We start from the raw sequence: 23508 nt of genomic DNA, 5'->3' as shown, positions 1-23508 counted from the left end.
TAGGTGAAGCAGCCCAGGCGAGCGACTGTCTACTGCTTATTCCCAGGCTCCCTTGTGGTTCTTCCACTCTTATCGCCAGTTACCAGGGAACAGGAGATACTCTCCGTGCCTAACTATACCAGTCTGCATCATCTGCGTCAAGAATTTCTCGAAAAACGACCATACCCTCTTAAAGCGTGGCTAATGGTAGGGTGAACCAGAAGATCGAACCCTCTCCTGGCTGGCTATCAACTCCTACCTGTCCCTCATGACTCTCAATGATCTCTCGGCAGATAAAGAGGCCCAGGCCCAGGCCTGTGCCAGAGCCATACTGCACCTCGACGCCAGGCACACGATAGAAACGTTTCCAAACCTGCGCCTGCGCCTCTGAGGCAAGACCCTGCCCATGATCACGTACAGATACTCTCGCGCATGTCTCCTCTTTGGCTAGCGTTACAAACACAGGCTGATGAGCCTCTGAGTACTTAAGCGCATTGGTCAGATAGTTGAGCAGCACCTGGCCAATACGATCAGCATCAGCCTCAACGAGTAGTGTATCCTCATCTGGAAGCGTAAGCTGTATACTCCGATCAGGTGCGGCCTGTCTCGAATCTGCAACAGCATTGCGAACTATTTCCACCAGGTTACAGGGTTTCCTTACAACAATTAACTTCCTGGCCTGTATACGTGAGGCATCCAATAGTTCACTAATCATTCGCTCCTGCACCTGCGAGCGTTGGAGCGCATAATCAAGCGGGATCTGGATACGTTCAAGCGGGGTCTGGAGTTCTCGGGAGTCTTCCTGCTGTCTGAACTTCTTCAAGCGCCGCAGTGCCAGTTCCACATTGCCTTTAATCGTGGTCAGCGGCGTTCTTAGCTCATGGCTGGCAATAGAGATAAACTCATCGTAGTGCTTATTCAGCTCTTGTAGTGCCTGTTTTTTGGCGTTCTCTGTCGCACACGACTCTAGCAAACGCACCTGTGCGATCACCAGGGCCGTTAATTTAGCTACGGCCTTGGCCAGGGCGATCTCTTCCTCTGTGTAGGCACACTCAACGCAGGGAAATTCCTCTTCCATCTTTGCGATGATAAAAAGACCTATCAATTGTCCATGAAGCACCATGGGCGCCAGCAAGCGATAGCGAGCACCAAAACTTGAGTGCGGTTTAACATAAGGCTGCTTTTGCAGGTCAAGCAAAACAACTTCGTTGGCATGCAAGCGTGCAATTTTTTCAGTGCTAATATAATCGGCAAGAGGCGCCTGCTCAGTTTCCAACTGTAAGCGTTGCGTCTGCTCAAACGTCAAATTGCCTGTACCTAGTAGATGCTGTCGCGCATCAGGGCCAGACAAAGCAAAGACATCTACATACCTGCAATCCACAACCTGGGCAATGACATCAGCCAGAGCCTGGCCTGCAACAAGGACAGGTGAAATTCCCTCAGCCATCTCTTCACATGTGTGCTCTTCCTGCCCTGGGATGGCTGCTAACCTCTCGACCAGTGTCAATAATGAGGTAAATGCCTGCAGTGTATGGCACTCCTTCTGATGCTTTTCACTTATATCGTGAAAAAGCATATACCCGCCTATTAAATTCCCCTGTTGATTATAGAGTGGCGCACTGGTAAGGTGAACGTGAATCTCCCCTTTAGTCCGTGTTTGGATCGCGATATCGCCCTGCTGGGCGGCCAGGAACGGTTCATTTTTGAAGGCACCAGTTAGTTTATCCTGGTCTACAACAGGAAGGTGACACTCTGCCTCTTGCATTTTTAATTCGTCGATAAACTGCTGATAGGTCTTTCCCAGCACCATTTCTGCTTGCACTCCAAAGAGCTGTAATGCGGCGACATTGGCATGTACGATTACACCTTGCAGTGTGTAGATCAGAACACCTTCATTCAAGGATACGAATACCGCATTAAACAATGTATTGAGTTCCGCCTGTTCATGGCTGCTTATCAAGTCAATCACCTTCACATTCTTTGTGCCAAGCACTTTGGCCTCTTTGAAGGAAGCAAGCTTTCCAGAAAAAGTATCCCCCTTTATGGTATGCACCTATAAAAAACTGTGCTCTACATTGCCTTGCCAGATGCTAACGCAGCACGCGCCAAGCGCTGTATCGCAGGTACAACCTCCTCTATAGGGCGCGCTGGCCCGGCCAGAGTGTCAAAACACTCAAAACTAAGCAATGTGTAGAGCATATTGACGATATCCTCGTGGGTCTGAAGAGCAGGAGGGCTCTGCTGCTCTTCAAAACGCTGGACGAGTACATGCAAACCCTTGCGTCGCCGCTCGTCGCGCGCCCGGATAACTTGTTCAAATTCTGGGTCGAGTGCGGCCAATCCTCGCAACCTGCGCGTCACCAGGCGATCCGCCTGCCAGAAACGAGCAAAAACGGCAATATATGTATCCAGGGCATCGAAGGGGTCCGCCTGGCGAAAGGCAGAGGCTAATTGCTCCATGCCACCAGAGGTCGCAAGCGAGTCACAAAGCGCTTCAAGCAGGCCCGTTTTAGAGCCAAACTGATGATAGACTGTCATCCTGGCGACGTCTGCCTGGCGCGCAACGGCGTCAATGGAGAAACCAGATATGCCTTCATCTGACATCAGTAGCTCACGCGCAGCGGTGAGAATACGGTTTCGCGTCTGTTCAGTTGCAGCCTGTCTCTGACCAAGACGATAAGGGCGCGGACTCATAGTTGCCTTGACACCTCTCATATTTTTATTGTATAGTCTGCCTATCTAAATTAATTAAGCAGTTTGTCTATATAATATTCTTCGCGCAAGAGAGAGTAAAGAGAGGAGTGTATCAGCATGCCACGTCCATTTCGTTTCGGTGTCGTTGCTGCATATGCGCAATCGCATCGTGCCTGGATTGAAACTGCCCGCAAGGTTGAGACATTGGGATATGCCACGTTGCTCATACCAGACCGCGCCAATATTGGCAGTCTCGCGCCCCTCACGGCCCTGGCCACGGCCGCTGAGGCCACCATATCTCTGCATGTGGGGAGCTATGTCTTCTCCAATGAATATCGCCATCCCGTTATCCTCGCCCGAGAGGCGGCAACACTCGCCCTCCTCTCTGATAGCCGCTTTGAGTTGGGGCTGGGAGCTGGCGTCGGAGAAGCCGAGGCCCGGCAACTAGGCATAGATTTTCCCAAGGCAGGCACACGGGTCGCGCGCCTTGAAGAGACGCTTCAGATTACCAGGCGCCTCTTTGCAGAAGAGGTCGTCAATTTTACAGGCAAGCACTATACCCTGCGTGACGTTAAGGGCTTTACCGGCCCCTTGCAGCAGGGACGGCCACCCCTTCTCGTCGCGGGAGCAGGCGAACGCATGCTCAAACTGGCCGCCAGGGAGGCCGATATCATCGCCATTGGATCCAAATTTACTGGGCGTGGACCAGGCCCATCTGATGCGACCCTGGAGCAAAAATTGGCCTGGATTCGCGAGGCCGCGGGAGAGCGTTTCTCCGAGCTTGAGTTGAGCCAAACCATCTATCATATGCAGATTAGCGATAGTATCAGCGAGCTTGCTCCATTGGCTGGAGGACCACCCATACCTAAACAGGCGTTTACGACAGAACAGGCTGTCGCACATCTCCTTGAGCAGCGCGAGCGCTTTGGCTTCTCGTATCTCCAGGTCTACGAAGGTCAGATGGAGAACTTCGCGCCCGTCATGGCCCTCCTCGCCGGAAAATAATGGTGTATAGGGTGGTATGTGCTGGCAACCGCAGGTTGCCAGCACATACCACCCTATACCATGACCAGAAGTAAAACCTATGCCTCGGCTGGTTGTACTGTCTCGGTCATGGTCGAGCGCTTTTTCAAAGTGAGTATACATCCTGCGCTCATACCCAGGAGGACACTCCCAACCATCACCAGCCAGGTCGCGAGTAGACCTGGCTTGAGCACCATCAGGTAGATACTACCTACAGCCATAGCATTCATGCCCAGAACCGAGGACCAGAGGATAGGGTCCTGTATCCTCCGTCGCAGGCTGATGGGTACAGGCCCCTCCGGCAGGGCCAGGGCCTCACGATGCAGAATCTTCAGTCGGCGCGTATTAATCAGCGGCCCCAGGCCAGCCAGGATCAGCAATCCCGCCAACGAGGCATTGATCCAGGCTGTAGACCAGCCCCAGATCGTAAAGGTCATATGCATCCCCGCGCCCAGCGTGAGCACAAAAGAGAGGGCAAAGATGCGTAGGAGAACGGTGTGCATTCCACACCACATGCGTACCTGTCCAACGGTTCGCGAGCGCAGAATACCAATCATACTTGCTAATTGCAGGCTCATCGCGATAAATAGGCCAGTTACCCCCAGAATATGCGCAAACAAAGCATATGAATATGTGGCCATCAGTACGGTATACTCCTTCTCTAGAAGCAGTTTTTTGGCAGGGAGAGCGTACACAAAAACCCTACCCTCTCTTTAGCATAGCTAATGCACCTATAGCCGCATAGAAATGCTGAGATCACACATCAAAGTATCGGCCAGGGATTATGATTCACCGGGAGTATGGCTGACCTTGTTTGCGTCCACATGCCTGGGAGGCGGAGTCGCCCGCCAGGCTGGGTAGGGGAGGCCTGCCAGACGATTGATGACAAAGGCCTGGACTGTAAGCAGGATGACGGCTCCCATCAGTAAGACAAGCTGCCAGGGCTTCGTCAAAATCCCCAGGGAGACAATCAGCGTCGTCGCCCCAGCGGGTGGGTGGGCCGCGTTACAGAGCACCATGAAGCCCGCCGTCAGGCCAAGCGAGAGGGCAGCGGCGATCACACGTGGCCACGTCACCCCCGTCGCCAGGGCTGGACCCGCGGAGACCAGGCCGGTAATCAGCAGGCTAAAGTAGCCAGCCAGCGTTCCAATCAAATGTCCAATGATCGTATTGCGAGGAGAGGCGCTTGCCGCAGTCGGTGTATAGAAGAAGAGAAAGGCTGTGGGGCCAAGTGAGGGAAAAATAAAGGGAGAGCCTGTAAGTACCGCCAGGGCTGCCATCAGGCCAATGCTGGCACACCCATTCACAAAACTAAAGAGCGCGAGCACAGCACGGTTCGAATGGTGCTGCAAGAGTACAGGGAGACGCACACGTGTAAGCAAGCCCGCGACGATATCCGCCATCTCATGGCCCGCTAGCGGCCTGGGATGCAGGGGAAAGACCGGCCGCTCCTGAGAGCGTTTCTGCTCGTTTGTCTTATGTGGCATAACATCTCCCGTGCGCTTCACGCTATTGTCTGATGGCAAAATCCTGCCTGCCGCTTAGCAGGAGGTGCTTTATGGCTCTTCGATACGACGGCGCGGCCAGAAAACGACGATCAGAGCCAGCGCGAAACCCAGCACACTCGCCAGGGCCAGCCAGGCCAGGCTCGCAACGCGGCCAGAGAGCAATTCATATAATGCATCAGTCACAAGCCAGAGCTGGGCAATGACAATGATAGCAACGATAAAAACCTGACCCTGCACTATGGCGATACGCCCCTGTAAGCCAGAATAGTTAGGTCCCGGCACCCATCCGCGCGCGCCTCGTGGTGGACGCTTGACCTGGGGATCATCTGGATTTGCGATCCTGCGCGGAATATCTCGTGTATCGCGCCTACTCATCTTGTCACCTGCCTGACCGCGTAAATAATCCCGTTTTCTATGGCGAGCTGGATAAAGGGGAGCGGGCGCGTTGGAGGACCGGCGAGCACATTGCCAGTCACCGCGTCAAAACGGCCCTCGTGACATGGGCAATGCAGGGTTCCATCTCCTTTATAGAGCACGGCACACGAGAGATGGGTGCAGACATCGCTATAGGCCACCAACCCTTTACCTGGCAGGTTGATCAGGATACCTTGCTCATACTGGTCAGGGAAATTGAAAACCTTCCATTGGTGCTCTTTCAGCTCACCAACCTTCGCGATTGCTACATGCTGAACACCCGGGCCTGACGGGAGATTTCCCAGGATAGCAAGCGCGCCCGTGGCAAGGCAAAGCGCACCCGAGCCCGCCAGGAGAAAACGCAGTGTATCGCGCCGCGTCACAATTTCATCCTCATCCCAGGGATAGGGAAACTCCTGGCGCCATTCTTCCTGCTCTTGATGAGGCTGCGGTTGCGGCTCGCTATTCGCCTCGCGCACAATGTCAGGATTCAATGCTGGCGCGGTAATATTGCTCACCTTGCCCTTTTTCTCGGTTGGATCAATTTTTCGCACCATACACTTAGTCTCCCCCTGATGATGCTTGCTTTCCATCAACGCCTGGCGTTACGGGAGCACGCTCAGGCTGCGGATGAGTGGATAGCTCCGGCTCAAGCGGCTGGCGAGGTGTCCAGGGCTGCGCGGGGACGGCCCGCTCCGGAATACCCGCTGTCTCGGCTGGCATCCAGGACTCGGCGTTATTCTGCGCCGTTGGCGCGGGCAGGTTCGCCGATTTGCCAAAGTCAGCGGTCTCTACAAGCGCCAGAATATCCAGCTCCTGATCCTGCTCCGTCATAGTGACATAGTTGCGCGTCCGCACACGCTGATTGCCAAAGAAGAATGTGTTGATTGGTTTGGCCCCCTGTTGCGCTCGCCCCGCCGTGACCCACTCCTCATAGGTGCCATAGAAAATAGCCTGCGTCGGGCAGACCGTTGCGCACATCGGCCCCTTCCCCTGACTGGTCCGATCATAACAGAGATTACATTTCTGCATGTAGTGGCCCGCGATATTAAATTTGGGGACGCCAAAGGGGCAGGCATAGCCACAGTTCTCACAATAAATGCAGCGCGTCTCGTCAGCCGACTGCACAACCCCATCGGGGCTCACCAGGATGGCCTGGGCCGGACACACCTGAGCACAAGGCGCCAGCGGGTCTTCACAGTGCATACATAGCGTGGGTGAGGAGGCTACCGTGTTGTGCCGCTCCAGAAAATCTATGTAGATCATGCTCTCGCCCTTGTGCGTATCGCACTCACGGCAGGCCGCGACACATGAACGGCAACCGATGCAGCGTGAAGGATCAAGGAAGATTCTTTTGACCATTTCGGGCATGGCTCTCTCCTTATTAGCGCAGTGTCGGGGTCGGTCGTACTTGTGCTATGGGCAGTTCTTGACGGCGCTTGCGAGCCGCGACAAGGGCCTCGACATCCACATTGCGTGCCCAGGCGGGTTTCTCCGCGGCCCGTGTCGCGCTGGCCGCGCATACTTTGTATTCAGGGATTTTCATCATCGGCTCTAGAACCGGGTTGGTGAGCTGATTCACGGCCTCTGTATGCCCATAGTGGTAAGGGATAAACAGCGTATCTGGGCGAATTGAACGTATTACCAGCGCGGGGGCCGTCATCTCGCCCCGCCTGGTACGTACCGTTACCCAGTCCCCGTCTCCTATCTCCAGGCGCTGCGCCGTCTGCTCATGCATCTCTACCCAGGGGAAGGGGGCTTGCTCCTTTAAGAAGGGGGTCCGCCGCGTCTGGTTGCCGGAGAGATAGTGATAGATCACGCGTCCAGTGGTGAGCACCAGGGGATACTCAGCGTCCGGCTCTTCGGCAGGTGGGATGTAGGGAATGGGATGCAGGCGCGCCTTGCCATCGGGGAAGCCAAAACGCTTCTCGTAGAGGCGGGGCGTCCCCGAATGCTCCTCTGTAGGGCATGGCCAGAATACTCCATTCTGTTCCTCAATCTTTTCATAGGTAATACCCCAGTAATCGGACTTCGCGCCTTTTGTGCAGAGGCGATACTCGTCGAAGATCTGGCGCGGGGACGTAAAGTTGAAGTACTGGCCCTTCCCCAGGCGCTGCGCCAGTTCACAGACAATCTCCCAATCTCGCTTGGCCTCGCCAGGAGGCTCAACCGCCTTATTGTATTTGATAACACGCCCCTCCAGGCTCGTGATCGTCCCCTCGTCCTCAGCCCACACGGTACCAGGCAACACAATATCCGCCAGCTCCGCTGTCTCCGAGAGGAAGAAATCAGCCACCACAAACAGGTCCAGCCCACGCAGGGCCCGTTCAACGGTATGCTGGTCGGGTAGAGAAACCATGGGATTGGTACAGACCATAAAGCAGGCACGAATCTCCTGGCGCAGCATGGCCGGAATCATCAGGGTCGCGGGATAGCCAGCGTGGGGGAGTTCCTTTTCATCGATGCCCCAGACTGAACTGATGTATTCGCGGTCCTCAGGTTTCTCGATATCGCGGCAACCGGGAAGCTGCGTCGCCTTCTGCCCGACTTCGCGGCCCCCCTGGCCATTCCCCTGGCCAGTCAGGGTGCCGCAGCCCGCGCCGGGACGCCCAAAGTTCCCCGTGGCCAGGGCCAGGTTCATGGCCGCGACACCATTATCGACGCCTTTGCTCTGATGCTCCAGGCCACGCGCGGTATAGGTCAGCGCAGCTTGCGCGCGACCATAGAGACGCGCCGCCTCGATGATGGCCTCAGGTTTCAGGCCACACACCCGCGCTACGCCCTCGGGTGGATACTGCTCAACCAGAGCCTTTGTCTCCTCCCAACCAACCGTACGTTCACGTAGAAACTTCTCATCGACCAGGCCCTCTTTGAGAATGACATGCAGCATACCATTGAGCAGGGCAGAATCCGTGCCTGAGCGCAGGGGGAGATAGATATCAGCAGTGCGCGCAATGGGTGTCTGGCGTGGATCGGCAACGATAAGCTTACAGCCTCGATCTCGTGCCTGCCAGAGATAACTGGTAATGATGGGGAAACACTCCCCCACGTTGGCCCCAATCACGAAAATGCAATCGGCGTGCAACATATCACTGATAGGATTGGCGGCACGATCAATACCGAGTGAGCGCTCATTGGCGCCTGTGGCCGAGGACATACACAGGCGGCCATTATAATCGCAATGGCGCGTGCCAAGCGCCACACGGGCAAACTTGCCCATGATATAGCACTTCTCGTTGGTCATGGAGGACCCGCTAAAGACTGAGACGCAATCTCTGCCATGCTCGGCCTGCAAGGCTTGAAAGCGCCGGGTAATAGTATCTAGCGCTTCATCCCAGCTTGCTGGCTCCAGGGGGCTATTTTTGCCATGGCGACGCATCAAGGGCCTGGTTAAGCGATCAGGATGGTGAATTGTCTGATAGGCTGTCGAGCCTTTGGGGCAAAGCATCCCGTGATTTAGGGGGAAATCTTCGCGTGGCTCCACACCAACAACCCGCCCTCGAGCAACCTTGAGATACATACCACATTGGACGCCACAATAGCAGCAATGCGTGGGCACATAGCGATCAATAACCTCGTCTGAACGCCAGTGGTTCGGCGCATGGTCTCCGGTGTGGAAATCAAAGGTTTCGGGTTGATTCCTGCGCAAATGGCGAAAAATATTCTTGTCAACGCTCATATGCTTCCCTCATTTCAAGACCCTCTCTGGCAAGCAGAATCAGCCATTACAAAAAGCGGTTCCCCTCATGGCCCAACGCCGCGAGATTGGCCTGCGCGCGCAGGACGCGTTTGCAGGTGGGGCAGAGATCCTGCCACCAGAGCGTATCCGTGGCCTGCTCCTCTACTGCCGGTGCATCTGGATGAGTCGCTTGCTTCTCGGGGCTGTCCACACGCAGGGTATAGTTCTCACCAACCTCATATAGCGTCTTCTTTAAGTCCTGCACAAAGCGCACCGGGGCAAATTCTTCCTGGCAGCGCGCGCACTTCTGCATCGCCGTCCCTTCGCCTGTACGCCAGTACAGCTCGATCCCAACCGTAGCCGGGCGCTCAATAAGGTGGAAAAATTTGCCAAACGGGAGCGAGATCAGCCAGAGCACCACAACTGCTTCATGGACCAGGGAGATATACCAATAATATGCGCCTCCCAGCCAGGTACTATCAGCGGTAAGCGCCAGGCCAGTCACGGCGATAGCCAGCAGCAAGGCCAGGGGCATAATATCGAAGCGGAAGCGCTGCACTGCGATCAAGGCCAGATCATGGAAGCGGCGATGAAAGGCTAGCACCAGGCCGACTAGCAAGATCAGCGCCGTAATATCCAGCGCATGAAAAATTAAAAAGGCCAGGAACGTATCGGCCGGTAAGGAGAAGAAAGGAAAACCAAAGACCCAGATCTGATAGAGGCCAGAGGCGGTCTGGGTAAAACGCAGCCAGCCAAAGGTCAAAGGGAAGGTAATCGCGCAGGAGAGGATGACTCCCCAGAAGATACACTGGTGTGTCAGCCAGCGATATAGGCCACGCCTACGAATAAATTGCTGCGCGAACAAGTCGAACAGGGCGCCTGGAATCAGCATCGTATAGCGCCGAAAATTGGCATAGGAGAGAAATAATTCCCAGCTACGCTTCCAGTAGCGTCCCGTCGGTGGGCGAAATAGCCAGAACGAATATTTATACGTCACTGCCGCGACCGCGAAAATAGTTGCCACAGCATAACCAATGAGCGCGGCATCAAACCAGTGGAAGCCTCGCGAGCCAAACGCGATAAGAAGCCCCAGGACGACAGCCGCCGACACACCAAAGCAGACCGAACGCATCCGCAGGCTGATCGTCTTGCGTCGTCGCCGAAGATCCACGGATTTCCGCACTGGCCCAGGAGAAGGGATGGAGGTCTGAGCCATACAAGCATATCCTTTCGCCCAAAGAGAGAGCTACTCTCATATGTAGCAAACAGAACAATATACATCGCTTACCGATACAATATTGACACGCATGATATCTCCTTCAGGGTGACAATATGCCCCCAAAGTCATGCTTCTCGCCTGGGCGAACAGGCACCAAATGATCCCACCATGTAGGGTCCACAAGCTAGCTTGGACTGGAGGCCCGCAGGCCGATACCCAGTCATCAGAGTCATTACTGCGCTCGCAATCCATGCCAGCAGGGACCCTACAGTTCGCAGTCGACCCTACACATGGCGGCGTACCACCATTTGCACATGCCTATCTGGTCGCAAGGTAAGCGACTTGCCTGGATCAGGCGTAATCTGTTGTCCTGGCACCAGTTCGAAGGTGACGTGTTGGGCGAGGGTTGAAAGAAGGAGTTGTCCCTCCATCATGGCAAAGTAGTTGCCAATACAAATGCGCGGGCCCGCGCCAAAGGGGAGATAAGCATAGCGCGGAAGCTGTTTCTCGCGCTCAGGTGTGAAGCGCTCAGGATCAAACTCAAAGGGACGTGGAAAGTAGTCGGGACGATTATGCATGACATAGGGCGTGATGAGAACCACATCACCCTTATGCACCTGATAGCCATCAATCACGATATTCTTCAGCGCGGCACGCCCCATAGCATACGCCGGTGGATACATACGCAACGTTTCTTTGAAGACTTGCTGGCTGTATGGCAACTTTGTGAGATCCGCATAGGTGGCTGCTCGTCCTCCCAACGCATTCCGCGCCTCCTCCTGAAGCTTGCGGTATTGCTCAGGATGCTGGGCCAGCAGGTACCACGCCCAGGTCAGGGCCACAGCGGTCGTCTCATGCCCCGCGCCAAAAAGCGTCAGGCACTCGTCGATCAACTGCTCATTATCCATGGGCTTGCCCTCGTCGTCACGCGCCCGCAACAGGATCGAGAGAAAGTCGTTGCCCTCCTCCGCGCTGGCACGCCGCTCCTCAATCATCTGTTGAATACGGCTTCGCAGCAGCGCAATCGCCTGGTGCGCCCGCTTATTCTGTGGTGTCGGCCAGTTATATGGAGTTGGAAGCAGGCGCGCCAGGCGGTGACCTACAAAATTGAGGGTCGTCGCCATCGCCGCACCAAGCTCATCGGTCTCTGTAAACACATCCACATTGAAGAGCACTTTCCCAATAATGCTCATGGTGATGGTGGTCATCTCTTCGTCAATATTGATCCGTGCGCCATCCTGCCAGCGCTGCTGTACCTGCTCGCCATAGTACACCATATTATCGGCATAGCTAGCGATGTGGCGTGGCTGGAAGGGCGGTGCCATAATCTTACGCTGGCGACGGTGGAAATCACCCTCGCTGGTAAAAATACCATTACCAATCACCGGGCGAAAGACATTATGAATGGATTCGCCCTTATCGAAGTCGTAGGCATGCTCCACCAGGATACTATGCACATGCTCAGCGGAGAAAAAGGCTGGCAAGGCGAAGGGCCCCATATGGAAGCCACTCACCGGGCCCTGCTCACGCCACATACGCATAAACAGATTCAGGCGATCCCGCTGATACTTGAAGAGGCTTCCCACGACGGGCGATTCTTTAATATAGGGAATAGGCTTTACGGTAGTTTTCTCTTGCGTTTCCAGTTCTGTGACCATGGTCTCTCAACCTCACTTCCTGGGTATATATCTATCACTTCTTCCCAGGATGTTCATATCATTCATACAATTTTTTCTACCTCTATTTAATCACAGAACAGACGCATGTGCTTTAGCAAGGATTAATTTCAAAGCGCCAGATTGGTATGTCTCGCCATTCCCAGGGTGTATTCACAATCTCCTCCAGGGTGGAGGTACCGCACCAATAGCGAATCCCATACATGGTCGCCCGGTGGCCAATTACAACAATTGTTTTCCCGTCATACTCACGCGCTACATCCTGGAGAAAGGTGCCCACGCGTTGGGCAACCATAGAGGCGCTCTCGCCACCTGGGAAAGGCTCTGTGATGCGCCGTGGGAACTCCCCCTCCACCTGCTCCCTGGGATACTGCGTCATCTCGCCATAATCAAACTCGCGCAGGCGTGCATCTGGTGTCACAGGCAAGCCACGCTCGCCAAAGAGAAGCTTTGCCGTCACAACCGCGCGTTGTAGATCGGAACAAAAAACAGCGTCGATCTTCTCACTCGCATAGTGCTTTCTCAGTTCCGCAGCCTGCTGCCTCCCCAATGCAGAGAGCGGCACGTCCGCGTGTCCCGAGGCCCGTCCCGCCTCATTGTCCACGCTCGTCGAATGAGGTGAATAAAAGAGCGTCAACATTTATGCTTCCTTCCTTGCCTTTTACAACTCTTTTGTATGCACGTTATAGCACAAATTGTCGAGTCCATGCGGGGCTTTCTTCTTTAGCGGAGATTTTTTACTGGCGCGGGAAAGGGAGCGCCCATTTCCAGACGCAGAAGACAAAGATTGCGCTTCCCAGGATGACAAACAGGTGGAAGATCTCGTGGAAGCCAAAGACACGTGGGAAGGGATTGGGCCAGCGCAGAGCATAGACAATCGCACCCAGCGTGTAGGAGACCCCGCCAAGAATCATGGTTACCACAAACGTCCAGGAGAGCGCGCTTAGAAAGGCGGGAAAGGCCAGGAGCGCGACCCAGCCCATGATAATATAGAGCACGGTCCCAATCCAGCGTGGCAGGCGCAGAGTATAGGGCACTACCGTAAAGGCCAGACCCAGAAACGCGAGCGTCCAGATCGTCACAAGCAGGGCGATACGTATCCAGCCGCTGAGAATATTGAAGCAGAGTGGAGTATAGGTGCCCGCGATCAGGACAAAGATATTGGAGTGATCGATAGCACGAAGCACATGGCGTGTACCAGGCTTCCAGGTTCCGATATGATAAAAGGCGCTTACGGTGTACAATTCCATCATACTCAAACCAAAGACGAGCAGCGAAATGAGGCGTGGCACATCCGAACGGCTGAGCCAGCAAAAGAGAAACGTTAAGACAAGGGCGGCAAAGGCTGCCAGCGCGTGTGACCAGCCTCGCAACAACGGTTTGATGACCTTTTGCACCTCTTGCTCCAACGACGGTACTTGTTCCTGAACCATGTTATTAGCACATCCTTATGTTCTATCTTCTACGTATGTAACCAGATATACAAGCTGTTGGTTTGCCCCCTCGCGCCTGCGGCGCTCGTTCGGTTATGTGGTGTAGTGTGCCCTGGCAGCCTGCGACTGCCAGGGCACACCACATAACCACTTGTCTTATTAGAGCAACTTCTCATGGTGAGAGTTTCACGAGAGCGCGCAAGAGGAATAGGAGACCTGCACAAACACGCGGTTCTGGGTTGACATTCCCACGTTTCTTGTATATAGTTTGACTGTCAATTGTTGGATGGTCAACAAATACAAGTTGTTAAATATAGATCTCAAGGAACACAGTGTTATGCCTGATCTGACCGAGCAAGTAACGAATGAAACGCTGCCAATGCCGGCGGTAACAGAAATGACCGATAATATTACCTCCGCCCCCGGAGATTTACCTGTCCCTGAGATTGAAGCTCGCATTCTCGCTCAGCAGAACCAGTTTCGCCATGACAATATTCTCATTCCTTCTGCTCCCCAGGCGGGTCAAGCTGTGGAGATCTGGGCAACGAGTGGTGAAAATCATCCCTTGGAGCGTAGCGTCCTCTTCTACACCACAGATGGAAGTCTGCCAGATACCTCCTCAATGACCTTGCCACTGGAAAAGGCGCGCGTCGATTGGGAGACGCAGGCTGGCTACCTCACGCGCTGGCGGGCCATTCTTCCCGCGCAAGCTGCACACACCATTGTCCGCTACCGCATTGGCGGCTGGTATCACCATTCATGCCAGGAAGAGCCAGATGTCTGGGCACAAGATGGGCAGGGGCACTGGTACCGCCAGCGGGGTCCACGAGCCGTCACTACCTTCGCCTATACCGTTGAGTCGGAGGCGCCTCATTTTCCACAATGGACCCAGGATGGCATTATTTATCAGATCTTTATGGATCGTTTTCGCACCAGCGAACCAGGTGGCGCCTTCCCGCATAATCCTGATCTCCAGACGCTGCATGGTGGAACGCTGCAGGGTGTCATCGACGCTCTGCCCTATCTAGCGGATCTAGGCGTCACCTGTATCTGGCTCTCACCAATTCACCAGGCCGAGACCTATCATCGTTATGATGGTATAGATTTTAATACCGTCGATCCCAGGCTGGGGACAAATGAGGATGTCAAAGAGCTGACGCAACGCGCCCATGCTCAGGGGATGCGTGTTATCCTGGATTTTGTTCCCAGCCATGTCTCCTGGCATCATCCCGCCTTCCTTGAGGCTCAGCAGAATCAAGATGCGGAATCAGCCGACTGGTTTACCTTCTACGCCTGGCCTGACAACTATCGTAGCTTCCTCGACATGGTTCCCTCGCTTCCCTCTTTTTGCACTGATAGTCGGGGTGCTCGCCGCTATATTTTTGAGAGTGCCGTCACATGGTTAAAGGACTACGGAATAGACGGTTTTCGCCTCGATCACGCGATTGGGCATAGCATGGATTTCTGGACCGAGTTCCGCCAGGTCACACGCATGGTCGCACCTGAATCTATCACGGTAGGCGAGGTGACAGATACGCCAGATAGCATGGCTCGCTTCCATGGTAAACTGGATGGGCTGCTCGATTTCCCCCTGGCCTCTGCCTTGCGCCACACCTTTGGGATCAAAGATTGGAGTGTCCAGAAGCTCGATACATTCCTCTATAGCTATGAGCAATTTATGACACAGGCGCCAGAGCGTGTGAGCTTCCTGGATAACCATGACATGAACCGCTTCCTCTTTGTAGCCAACCAGGATATCCAACGCCTCAAAATGGCGGCTCTCTGCCAGTTTACCCTGACCGCAACACCTGTCATCTACTATGGAACTGAGGTTGGTATGTCTCATTCCGTAGACATTGGAGCGATGGCTGGTGGTGATGCCCTCGTTCGTCAGGATATGCCCTGGGCTACAGAACAATGGAACCAGGATCTGCTCTCCTTCTATCGCTCACTTATTCAGATAAGGAAGGCCTTCCCAGTTCTGCGGCAGGGAAAACGTCGTGCCATGCACCTGGATGTAGCGCAGAAAACCTATGCCTATGCCCAAACATCGAGCAATATAGATGCGTTGATCTATGGCGATATCCTGGTGACCTTCAACCTGAGTAATACACAACAGACCTTGCTTCTTCCCAAGCCTGGCAAGGCTCGCGAATATACATGCCTCCTGGCAACGCACGGACAGGCAAACACACGCCTCACTGAACAAGGCATCGAGATTGCCCTGCCACCACAGAGCGGAGCGGTTTTCACAATATTGTAGGATCCAGGCTAGCTTGGACTCGTCCAGCCCGCAGGTCAATACTTTAGGTACGGGAAGGTCGCTTCGCTCGGAGTCCAGGCCAACCTGGACCCTACATGTCATTACAACTCATTTACTACTTCTCCGAAAACCCTGAGCGCGAAGCGCTCGACACGCCAGTGAAGGCTTGCCGTGCCACCTTTAGGTGGTCCCCGAATGGGGATGGGTTTCGGAATAAGATCTTAGTATGTTGGAGGTTTGACGGCGACGTGCCCGGTCAATACCGCTACCTGGTTAACATGGAGCAGTAGAGTAGGGTCCATTGCCCCACTTATCTGTAAGACTGCGCCCTGATGGATATCTTTGAGGCTGCCTAACGCGATGGGCGTCGATGTGGGAAGCCATTGCATGCGAATAATTTGCCCTGTGCGCATGTAGGAGAGATCGTTCTGGCGTATAAGTAGGGTCGCATAGATAAAATAGTCAAAATTATCGTACTTTGGCCTGCGGTCGATGACCTGAGTCTTCGTCACCTCGCAATAGATTTTGACAGGCATATCAGGAGTGACGCTGGCGGTAGGAGTAGGCGTCGTCTTCATCTGGGTTGGTGTGGCGGTCGGCGTAACAAAGGTTGCCAGGGGACCCATCTGGGTTGTACCATCAATGAGTGCTTGCTGCGTGCGATTCCAGGGTACATACAGTACCCAGGCAAGCAGCGCAACCATCCCAATCAGGATGCAGATACTCACTAGCGGTTGCCACCACCTATGTTGCGGACTTTTCAAAATATTTTATTTCCTCTCAATACCTCTGGCAAGTAGATTTCGTCTCCCCATATATTCGCCCTTTGACTACTCTCTCTGGTGCCGGAATATAGCACAGCCAGGGCGAAAATGCAACCAGGTTGAGTGAAGAGACAGTGTTGTGCAGCTTTTTTGTCGCTTTATAATGCAAGTGATCACCGCTTTCGAGCTAGCCAGACTCATCATAGGTATCTAGAGTCGCGTATATGCGCTTCATAAGTACATCGTTTTGTACAATACGTAACGCGTCTATGCGCAAAGGAGAAGATCTATGAATTCTGCTACAGTGACCGTCTTATGGGTCACGTCGCTCCTCATGATCCTTTGTACACTCGTCTTTACCTACCGCTCATTTCGCGCGCGTACCGAAATCAAACACTTTTACTACCTCACCGCTCTCATCACATTGATCGCTGCCACCTTATATATGACCATGGCCAGCGGTTATGGTGGCATCGGACTGAATGGGAAGGTCATCCTCTTTGGCCGCTACATTGACTGGGTAATTACGACGCCGCTCCTGCTCATGAACCTGGCCTTGATTGCCTTACCACGTAATTTCCCCAGTCGGCTTGCTGTCATCGGCACCATGATTGCTGCCGATGTATATATGATTGTTTCAGGACTGGGTGCCTCGCTTATTCGCAGCAACTTCCGCTGGGCGTTCTTTGCTGTAAGTTGTGCGGGCTTCCTGGCCGTACTCTACTTTATTGTAGTCAAACTTACTCCAGAAGCAAATGTACGCAGCGGGCCCGTGCAACGCCACTATAGCACACTGGCGATCATGCTCATCGCGCTTTGGGTCTGTTACCCCATCGTCTGGATCCTGGGTACCGAGGGCTTCGGCGTCATCTCTCTCTTGCCTGAGGTCATTCTCTACGCGATTCTCGACATCCTGGCCAAGGGTGCCTTCGGCTTCGTACTTCTGAGCAAACCTGGCGTCCTCCTCGAAGCAGAACGCGAGACTGCTCCTATCAACAGCGTAGCCGCGCAGTGGTAACAAACATATTGTGCGCAGGCGCTACGCGCCATAGAAAAGAGAGAGGACTTTGCCCTCTCTCTTTTCTATGGCGCGTAGCACCTGCGGTGCCCAAAGATATGCGAAGAAACTTCACACCAAACGATGACCGCCGTCTACAGGCAAAACAGTCGCAGTTGTAAACTCGTTCTCCATCAGGAAGATGGCTGCATGACCGATGTCCGAGGGGCGGCCAATACGGCCCGCTGGCAGACGCTGCGCCATCTGCTCAAAATTGGCTGATTTGTTGGCTGCCAGGGCCGATGTCTCCCAGATCGGTGTATCGATCCAGCCGGGGGAGATGGTGTTGACACGTACTGGTGCCAGGCCAATGGCCAGGGCATAGGTAAACGAGAAGAGACCACCATTGACTGCTGCCACAAGTGCGGCTGTTGCCATTGGGCGCTCAGCAGCGATTCCAGCCGTAAAGGTAATCGAGCCGTGCCCGTTGATCTGCCGCGAGGCATATTTCGAGAGCAGTAGCGCCGCGATAAGCTTCGCATCGATAGTCTTGCGCGCAGCCTCCAGGTCAAAGTCGCGAATTGGCTGGTAAGCGAGATGAGAGGCAGCCGAGACAAAAAGATGATCGAAGCTCCCGGCAATCTCAAACAGGTGGCGCACCTCGTCTTCACGCGTGACATCGGCCGAGATCGACTTTACACGCTCTCCGCCCGCCAGGTTCTCAGTAGCCTGGGCCAGTCGCTCCGAAGAACGTCCCACAATGACTACTTTAGCCCCTTTCGCCAGGGCAGCCTGAGCGACGCCAAATCCCATGCCAGAACTCCCCCCCACCACAATGATTGTATTTCCGCTGATATCCATATTGTTGTCTCCTTGATATATCGTCCTGGGCCAGTAAAACCTCGTCCTCAACCCAGCGAAAGTGTATAATGAAAAGTATTCTTGAACCAGACGAGCGTTTATCATAGGAGTGGGACTCCTATGGAACATCAATAGCTAAAGGGAGCAGTCATGGCAAGCCAGCAGGAGCAATTACGCGTACAGGAACTCGGAGATTTTTTGCGCACCAGAAGGGGACGGATTGCCCCTGAATCGGTTGGCTTGCCACGTGGGGAGAGGCGGAGGACGCCCGGATTGAGACGCGCAGAAGTGGCGCAACTGGCGGGCGTAAGCGTGGATTGGTATACCTGGCTGGAACAGGGACGCCCAATCAGCGTTTCAATTCAGGTGCTCGAAAGTCTGGTTCAAGCCCTCCAACTGGATACTAACGAGCGCGAGCATCTCTTCTTCCTGGCTCATCAGCAGCCACCTCCAGAAGGAACTTCACTGCGCGAGACGGTCAGCGCGACCTTGCAGCATTTTCTTGATCATCTTGACCTCAGCCCAGCCTTCGCTATCGGACCACGCTGGGATATTGTTGCCTGGAATGATGCCGCGCGCGTCGTGTTGTATGATTTTCCTCATATGACGCCACGCGAGCGCAACATTCTCTGGCTCACCTTTGCCTCTGCCTCTCATCGCCAACGAATAATAGATTGGGACAAGCACGCACGCCGTATTCTAGCACAATTTCGGACGAGCTATGGACGTTTTCCCGGTGATCCATGGATGACGGAGTTAATTGCCGATTTGCAAACCATCAGCCCCGAATTTCGCGCGTGGTGGTCCAATCACGAGGTGCTACGTGGGCCAGAGGGTCAAAAGGTGCTCAAACACCCCCAGGCAGGTATCCTGGCCTTTGAGCATCTCATGTTTCAGATGTACGATGAGCCAGATTTGAAGGTGGTTGTGTATACGCCCATCAAAGAAGGGGAGACAGGGGAGAAAATTCGTCAGCTACTGGTGCAAGGATACGGTCCCATGGAAACGGTGCGCCCCTAAACCAGTAGCAAGACTGGTCCTCTTTTTAGTGGGAAAGCTCCTGTACACGCTCCTCAATCGCGCTTGCAAGGGCGGTGGCGCCTTCATAGTCCTGCCGGTAGAGCGGCGTACCCAGGCGCAGTGTCACCTGCCAGCGCCGCTTGCCAGGCGTATAGCAAAAACCTGTAGGGACAATGGCAACCCGCGTCTGCTTGTCCCGCTCTGCCAGTTCCACCAGGCGCACAAAGCCCGCCCGGAAGGGGAGAAAAGCGGCGCCACAATCTTTAGGATTAGGATCAGGATCGACATTTGGGTAGGCCTCGGGGAAGATTACCAGTCCCTCTCCATGGCGCAGGAGCAGCATCGCGTCCTTGACCGCGTTTCTCAGATATTTCTTCGCCTCGTCAACTCGGAAAGTACTCTCTCCTTCCTGACCATCTGTGGTTAAGAAGAGTCGTTCGGTACGTAAGACCGTTGGCCAGGCGAGGATGGTACATGCCCACTCCATGAGCACGCGTTGCCAGCGCGTGCGTATCCAATCCAGCGCCACAAAAATATGCATGAGCCTGGGGATGCAGCGCAAGAGGATGCAGCCATCATACAGGTGATGATAGTGCCTGGCTGCGATCAGGAGTGACCCCTTCTCTGGAAGGTTCTCAAGCCCCTCCACCGTTATCCTGGTTCCTGCGGTGGTGATAAGCCAGCAACCAATCTGAAGCACACACTGCGACACAGCCCGAATGACACGCACAATAAATGGGGATCGGTCAGGGGCGTGCCCGCTCTGTTTCTCTTTCTCAGAACGTTGACGCACAAGCATAACAGGGGTCAGGCCAAGCACAACTCCTAACGCGGGAGACGCGGTTATTGAGTGCCACAATGAACTCATATCGAACCTCTGCGTATGACGGTACGACCACGCCAGGTATGCTTACGCCTCAAAGCCATCCTGCCCAGTTGCATGGCTACCGGCAGGTCACACAACGGCGAGAACCAGTATGACCATGGGCGCCTGGGATAGGCACGCGCCGTTCCCACCAGGACTCCCAGGCGCATCGCTACCAGGACTCCATTTACCGTTAGTATACGCCAATCGCGCGTGCGGAGGAAGAGGAGGAGGAAAAGCAAGAATGGGAGAGGTAGAGCCTGCACCAGGAGAATCTCCAACCAGCCAAGAGCTGTCTGCATTCCTGAGAAATGATCGTGCAGGGGTAGCGAGCGCGTCCAATTCTGCCAGGCCTCACGCCAGTTCGCATACATCTTTACTGATACGAGGTCGTCTGCTTCATAGAAGCCAACGTGATACCTATCGCGGACCAGCATCCGCGCCATAGTAACATCTTCACTGACCGAGAAACGGGTGCTGGCAAATCCTCCATAGCAGGCCAACGCTGTGCGTCTGAAGAGAAAGCACTGGCCGTTAGCCTGAACGTCTTGTATGCGTTGAAATTCTCTCCCGGGGACGCCAAAACGATAGACCAGCGTTGTAAGCAGAGCGGGATGTACAAAGCCTTCGCCAATGCTTCCCAATTCCTGTTGCGTCGCCACGCTCAGCCCATCAAGCTGGGCTGACCTGGCATGCTCCAGTAACGTTGAGGTAAGTAGCGGCTTTGTGCGGACATCCGCATCTATGATTAATATCCAGTTGGCTGTAGGAGCGACAGCTTTCCAGCCTGTTTGCAGCCCCCAGACCTTGCCGTTCCAATCCTCGGGAATGGGACTGGCATCCATAAGGCGGATACGCGTGTCGCGCCGGGCATAGGCAGTCACAAGTTGTTGTGTGCCATCAGTCGAACCTCCATCGACAACCAGGATCTCGCAGACCTCGCTTCCCTGCGCCATTAGCCCTTCCAGGCAAGGTGCCAGGCGTGTATATTCATTCAGGACAGGCACAATAACGGCTATCTGTTCTCCGGCTGCCTGCACTGTCTCCCGCGCCTGGAGACGTTTCCCGCCGCCTCTCTTTGCCATACGCCATACCACACGAGCCGCAAAAAATAGTTGTACACACGTTATCAGTTGAAGGGGATATTCTTTGCCCAACGTTGGTTTCCTATATTTCTCATGACGCCGCTACTGGCGTACGCGGCTACTGTTGATCTGGCAGAGTAGTCGCGTACGCCAGTAACGAGGCAACCTGTATTCCGTGTTCGAGCGCGCGATGGACGCGACCACCGACGAAGCCATCACCGCAGAAAGCCAGTCCGGCTGGCAGGGTAAGCGTGTGCAACTGCTCGCTATCGGCCTTCTGGTCAGGCAGGGCATAGCGCCAGCGCTGGACATCGCTAAAGATGGGGGTTGCTAACCCCTCTTCCTGCACCAGTTGCACTACCATGTCTGCGCCCTCTCGCACAAGCTCCGAGTCTTCTCTCTCCCATTGCGCACGGCTATAATCAGGGGCCATCTGGGCAATAAGGAGTCCCGCACCCGAGGGAACGCGCTCTGGCGCTTTCTCGTGTTCCCAGGCCAGCCAGGAGATGGGGTGGGCCTTGTCGATATTGACCAGGGCATAATATGGACGGCGTTGTGGCGTAGGACGATATCCAAGCATAATGGAGAGCAATGGCCGGTAGGTTGCCACACTCAACTGGGTGTCTATCGCCTCCTGTAAGCCAGGCTCTAATTGGCTTCTCTGGAGTAATTCTCGGGCCTGGGGAAGGGGAAACGTTATGAGCAGCCTGGAGAAAGGGCCTTGCTCTACTCCATGTTCAGATGTGAGCCACCAGCCTTGAGGAGTCTGTCGGACATGATCGATACGTGTTTCCAGATGAATGTCGAGTCCCCTGGCCATCTGTTTGGCCAACGTGGTCAGACCGCTGCGATAGGTCCACTTCTCCTCGGCGTTTTGCTCGGCGTCGCCCTCCTGGATCTCTCCCTGGCCATTGAAGACCCAGACAGGTTTCTCGATATCGATAAGATCAGGGGTACGAAAGCGCCCCGTAATCCAGGAGATCGAGGCAGGCGCTCCCCGCTTGATATACTGTGCGCCATGATCGTAGATAAAGCCCTCGCGGCTGCGTGTCGCGGCACGCCCACCCATGTCCTGGCTCTTCTCAAAGAGCGTCACCTGCCAACCCGCATCTTGCAAGATATGGGCTGCCGCCAGCCCGCTACATCCCGCCCCCAAAATGGCAATCGATGTCATAACCTGCTCCCTTCGACGAAATATGTATATGCAGCTCTATTGTACCGCACGGTCAGGTGCAACAAGAAGCGCGAGGTCAATAGCCTCGCGCTTCTTGTTGCACCTGACTCTTTACTGAGCGAGGGCTGAGCCGAGCATTTCGCGCAGTTGGGCCTCGTCCTGGCTTGAAAGTGAGGTCTGGATGACCTGGAACTGGATATCTTTAATCTGAGGTATGATCTTGTCCATGACCGCCTCGCGTGTAAGCAGGAAGAGTGCGGCCTCTCCAGGTTGAATCGCGTTGGCGACCTGCTTAATAAAATTATCGTCAATGCCGATATCGGTCATTTTGCCGGAGAGGGCACCCACCCCGGCTCCTATCGCCATACCAGCCAATGGATTAAGAAAGAGCATACCAACCAGCAGTCCCCAGAAGGCGCCTCCCATCGCTCCCGCGCCCACCAGGTTGTGCGCCTGGCGGATCTTGGGACGCCCATCGGCTCTGCGCGTGACCAGAGCGGCATCATCACATTTAATTAACTTCTGGGCCTGTAGTTGGGTTATGACATCAAGCATACGCTGGGCAGTTGCTTCATCAATAAACTTGAGCACGAAAAGATTTTCCTTGGAACCTCCTGCTGGGGCTTGCATAGCGCTTTATCTCCTTGTGTGTCGCTTTTTAAGGTAGAGGATATTCCCTCTACCTTCTCCACTATAATGAGCATCTCCCCATATGCCATCACATATTAGGAGTATTTCTCCTGCCCCTTTGGAGTGATCTCTTCAACACAGGTAGGGAGCCTGTTTGGTAAGGCAGTACAATAGAAGTATCCCAACGTAAACGTTTACCATAAAGGCTGGAGCTTTCCTCAGTA

21 protein-coding genes, 1 pseudogene and 1 riboswitch are annotated in these 23508 nt (G+C 54.5%); of the genes and pseudogenes, 4 read left to right on the top strand and 18 right to left on the bottom strand.

Features of this window, described 5'->3' with window-relative positions; genetic code table 11:
- Window positions 1–4 precede the first annotated feature (4 nt).
- A riboswitch (ZMP/ZTP riboswitch) is annotated at window positions 5–93 on the bottom strand.
- Window positions 94–169: 76 nt separating this feature from the next.
- Both KTE_RS45915 and KTE_RS45910 read right to left on the bottom strand, forming a co-directional pair.
- Entirely contained in the window at window positions 170–1972 is a 1803-nt protein-coding gene (locus tag KTE_RS45915; protein ID WP_201394115.1) for a PAS domain-containing sensor histidine kinase, read from the bottom strand.
- Between the two features lie 77 nt (window positions 1973–2049).
- On the bottom strand, window positions 2050–2673 hold the full coding sequence (locus KTE_RS45910; protein ID WP_201394113.1) for a TetR/AcrR family transcriptional regulator: 624 nt from the start codon (window positions 2671–2673) through the stop codon (window positions 2050–2052).
- 117 nt (window positions 2674–2790) lie between these two features.
- On the opposite strand from KTE_RS45910, the gene KTE_RS45905 reads away from it, so the two are divergent.
- Entirely contained in the window at window positions 2791–3678 is an 888-nt protein-coding gene (locus tag KTE_RS45905; protein WP_201394111.1) for a TIGR03621 family F420-dependent LLM class oxidoreductase, read from the top strand.
- A 77-nt stretch (window positions 3679–3755) separates the two neighbouring features.
- Here the strand turns inward: KTE_RS45905 and KTE_RS45900 are convergent, their stop codons facing one another.
- The 10 genes and pseudogenes from KTE_RS45900 to KTE_RS45855 all read right to left on the bottom strand — a co-directional run bounded on the left by KTE_RS45900 (window position 3756) and on the right by KTE_RS45855 (window position 13625).
- Window positions 3756–4337 (bottom strand): hypothetical protein, encoded by a 582-nt coding sequence (locus KTE_RS45900; RefSeq protein WP_201394109.1) that lies wholly within the window; start codon window positions 4335–4337, stop codon window positions 3756–3758.
- A 141-nt stretch (window positions 4338–4478) separates the two neighbouring features.
- Window positions 4479–5183, bottom strand: a complete 705-nt coding sequence (locus tag KTE_RS45895) for an HPP family protein (protein WP_201394107.1) — start codon at window positions 5181–5183, stop codon at window positions 4479–4481.
- Between the two features lie 69 nt (window positions 5184–5252).
- Complete coding sequence (locus KTE_RS45890) at window positions 5253–5579, bottom strand: hypothetical protein (RefSeq protein WP_201394104.1); 327 nt, start codon at window positions 5577–5579, stop codon at window positions 5253–5255.
- Window positions 5576–6175 (bottom strand): ubiquinol-cytochrome c reductase iron-sulfur subunit, encoded by a 600-nt coding sequence (locus tag KTE_RS45885; protein WP_201394102.1) that lies wholly within the window; start codon window positions 6173–6175, stop codon window positions 5576–5578. Before KTE_RS45885 ends, KTE_RS45890 begins: the two co-directional genes overlap by 4 nt.
- A gap of 292 nt (window positions 6176–6467) precedes the next feature.
- Window positions 6468–6980, bottom strand: a pseudogene (locus KTE_RS50370) (4Fe-4S dicluster domain-containing protein); the annotation flags it as partial.
- 22 nt (window positions 6981–7002) lie between these two features.
- Window positions 7003–9297 carry a molybdopterin oxidoreductase family protein gene (locus KTE_RS45875; RefSeq protein WP_201394094.1) on the bottom strand — a complete coding sequence of 765 codons (2295 nt, stop codon included), beginning with the start codon at window positions 9295–9297 and terminating at the stop codon, window positions 7003–7005.
- A 46-nt stretch (window positions 9298–9343) separates the two neighbouring features.
- The gene (locus KTE_RS45870; protein ID WP_201394092.1) at window positions 9344–10513 is read right to left on the bottom strand and encodes a hypothetical protein; all 1170 of its coding nucleotides are present in this window, start codon (window positions 10511–10513) and stop codon (window positions 9344–9346) included.
- Window positions 10514–10800: 287 nt separating this feature from the next.
- Window positions 10801–12174 (bottom strand): cytochrome P450, encoded by a 1374-nt coding sequence (locus KTE_RS45865; RefSeq protein WP_201394090.1) that lies wholly within the window; start codon window positions 12172–12174, stop codon window positions 10801–10803.
- A 112-nt stretch (window positions 12175–12286) separates the two neighbouring features.
- On the bottom strand, window positions 12287–12832 hold the full coding sequence (locus tag KTE_RS45860; protein ID WP_201394088.1) for a histidine phosphatase family protein: 546 nt from the start codon (window positions 12830–12832) through the stop codon (window positions 12287–12289).
- Between the two features lie 97 nt (window positions 12833–12929).
- On the bottom strand, window positions 12930–13625 hold the full coding sequence (locus tag KTE_RS45855) for a hemolysin III family protein (RefSeq protein WP_201394086.1): 696 nt from the start codon (window positions 13623–13625) through the stop codon (window positions 12930–12932).
- 337 nt (window positions 13626–13962) lie between these two features.
- Between KTE_RS45855 and KTE_RS45850 the strand changes: the two genes are divergently transcribed.
- Window positions 13963–15888, top strand: a complete 1926-nt coding sequence (locus tag KTE_RS45850; RefSeq protein WP_201394084.1) for an alpha-amylase family glycosyl hydrolase — start codon at window positions 13963–13965, stop codon at window positions 15886–15888.
- A gap of 221 nt (window positions 15889–16109) precedes the next feature.
- On the opposite strand, the gene KTE_RS45845 is transcribed toward KTE_RS45850, so the two are convergent.
- Window positions 16110–16652, bottom strand: coding sequence for a hypothetical protein (locus KTE_RS45845; protein ID WP_201394083.1), 543 nt, complete (start codon window positions 16650–16652; stop codon window positions 16110–16112).
- A gap of 289 nt (window positions 16653–16941) precedes the next feature.
- On the opposite strand from KTE_RS45845, the gene KTE_RS45840 reads away from it, so the two are divergent.
- Complete coding sequence (locus KTE_RS45840; RefSeq protein ID WP_201394081.1) at window positions 16942–17670, top strand: bacteriorhodopsin; 729 nt, start codon at window positions 16942–16944, stop codon at window positions 17668–17670.
- 111 nt (window positions 17671–17781) lie between these two features.
- Here the strand turns inward: KTE_RS45840 and KTE_RS45835 are convergent, their stop codons facing one another.
- A complete protein-coding gene (locus KTE_RS45835) occupies window positions 17782–18510 on the bottom strand; it encodes an SDR family oxidoreductase (protein WP_201394072.1) in 729 nt (242 codons plus the stop codon).
- Window positions 18511–18660: 150 nt separating this feature from the next.
- Here KTE_RS45835 and KTE_RS45830 point away from each other — a divergent pair, with 150 nt between their 5' ends.
- Window positions 18661–19530 (top strand): helix-turn-helix transcriptional regulator, encoded by an 870-nt coding sequence (locus KTE_RS45830; protein WP_201394070.1) that lies wholly within the window; start codon window positions 18661–18663, stop codon window positions 19528–19530.
- A gap of 25 nt (window positions 19531–19555) precedes the next feature.
- On the opposite strand, the gene KTE_RS45825 is transcribed toward KTE_RS45830, so the two are convergent.
- From KTE_RS45825 to KTE_RS45810, 4 genes are all read right to left on the bottom strand, one after another.
- The gene (locus tag KTE_RS45825) at window positions 19556–20398 is read right to left on the bottom strand and encodes a 1-acyl-sn-glycerol-3-phosphate acyltransferase (protein ID WP_201394068.1); all 843 of its coding nucleotides are present in this window, start codon (window positions 20396–20398) and stop codon (window positions 19556–19558) included.
- Entirely contained in the window at window positions 20395–21480 is a 1086-nt protein-coding gene (locus KTE_RS45820) for a glycosyltransferase family 2 protein (RefSeq protein WP_201394066.1), read from the bottom strand. Before KTE_RS45820 ends, KTE_RS45825 begins: the two co-directional genes overlap by 4 nt.
- Window positions 21481–21598: 118 nt before the next feature.
- Window positions 21599–22654, bottom strand: a complete 1056-nt coding sequence (locus KTE_RS45815; protein WP_201394064.1) for an NAD(P)/FAD-dependent oxidoreductase — start codon at window positions 22652–22654, stop codon at window positions 21599–21601.
- Window positions 22655–22765: 111 nt separating this feature from the next.
- The gene (locus KTE_RS45810) at window positions 22766–23284 is read right to left on the bottom strand and encodes a DUF1269 domain-containing protein (protein ID WP_201394062.1); all 519 of its coding nucleotides are present in this window, start codon (window positions 23282–23284) and stop codon (window positions 22766–22768) included.
- Between the last annotated feature and the right edge of the window lie 224 nt (window positions 23285–23508).

It is taken from the genome of Ktedonobacter sp. SOSP1-85 (genome assembly GCF_016587415.1).
In the GTDB taxonomy this organism is placed as follows: domain Bacteria; phylum Chloroflexota; class Ktedonobacteria; order Ktedonobacterales; family Ktedonobacteraceae; genus Ktedonobacter.
This window is presented reverse-complemented; position numbering and strand designations above follow the sequence as displayed.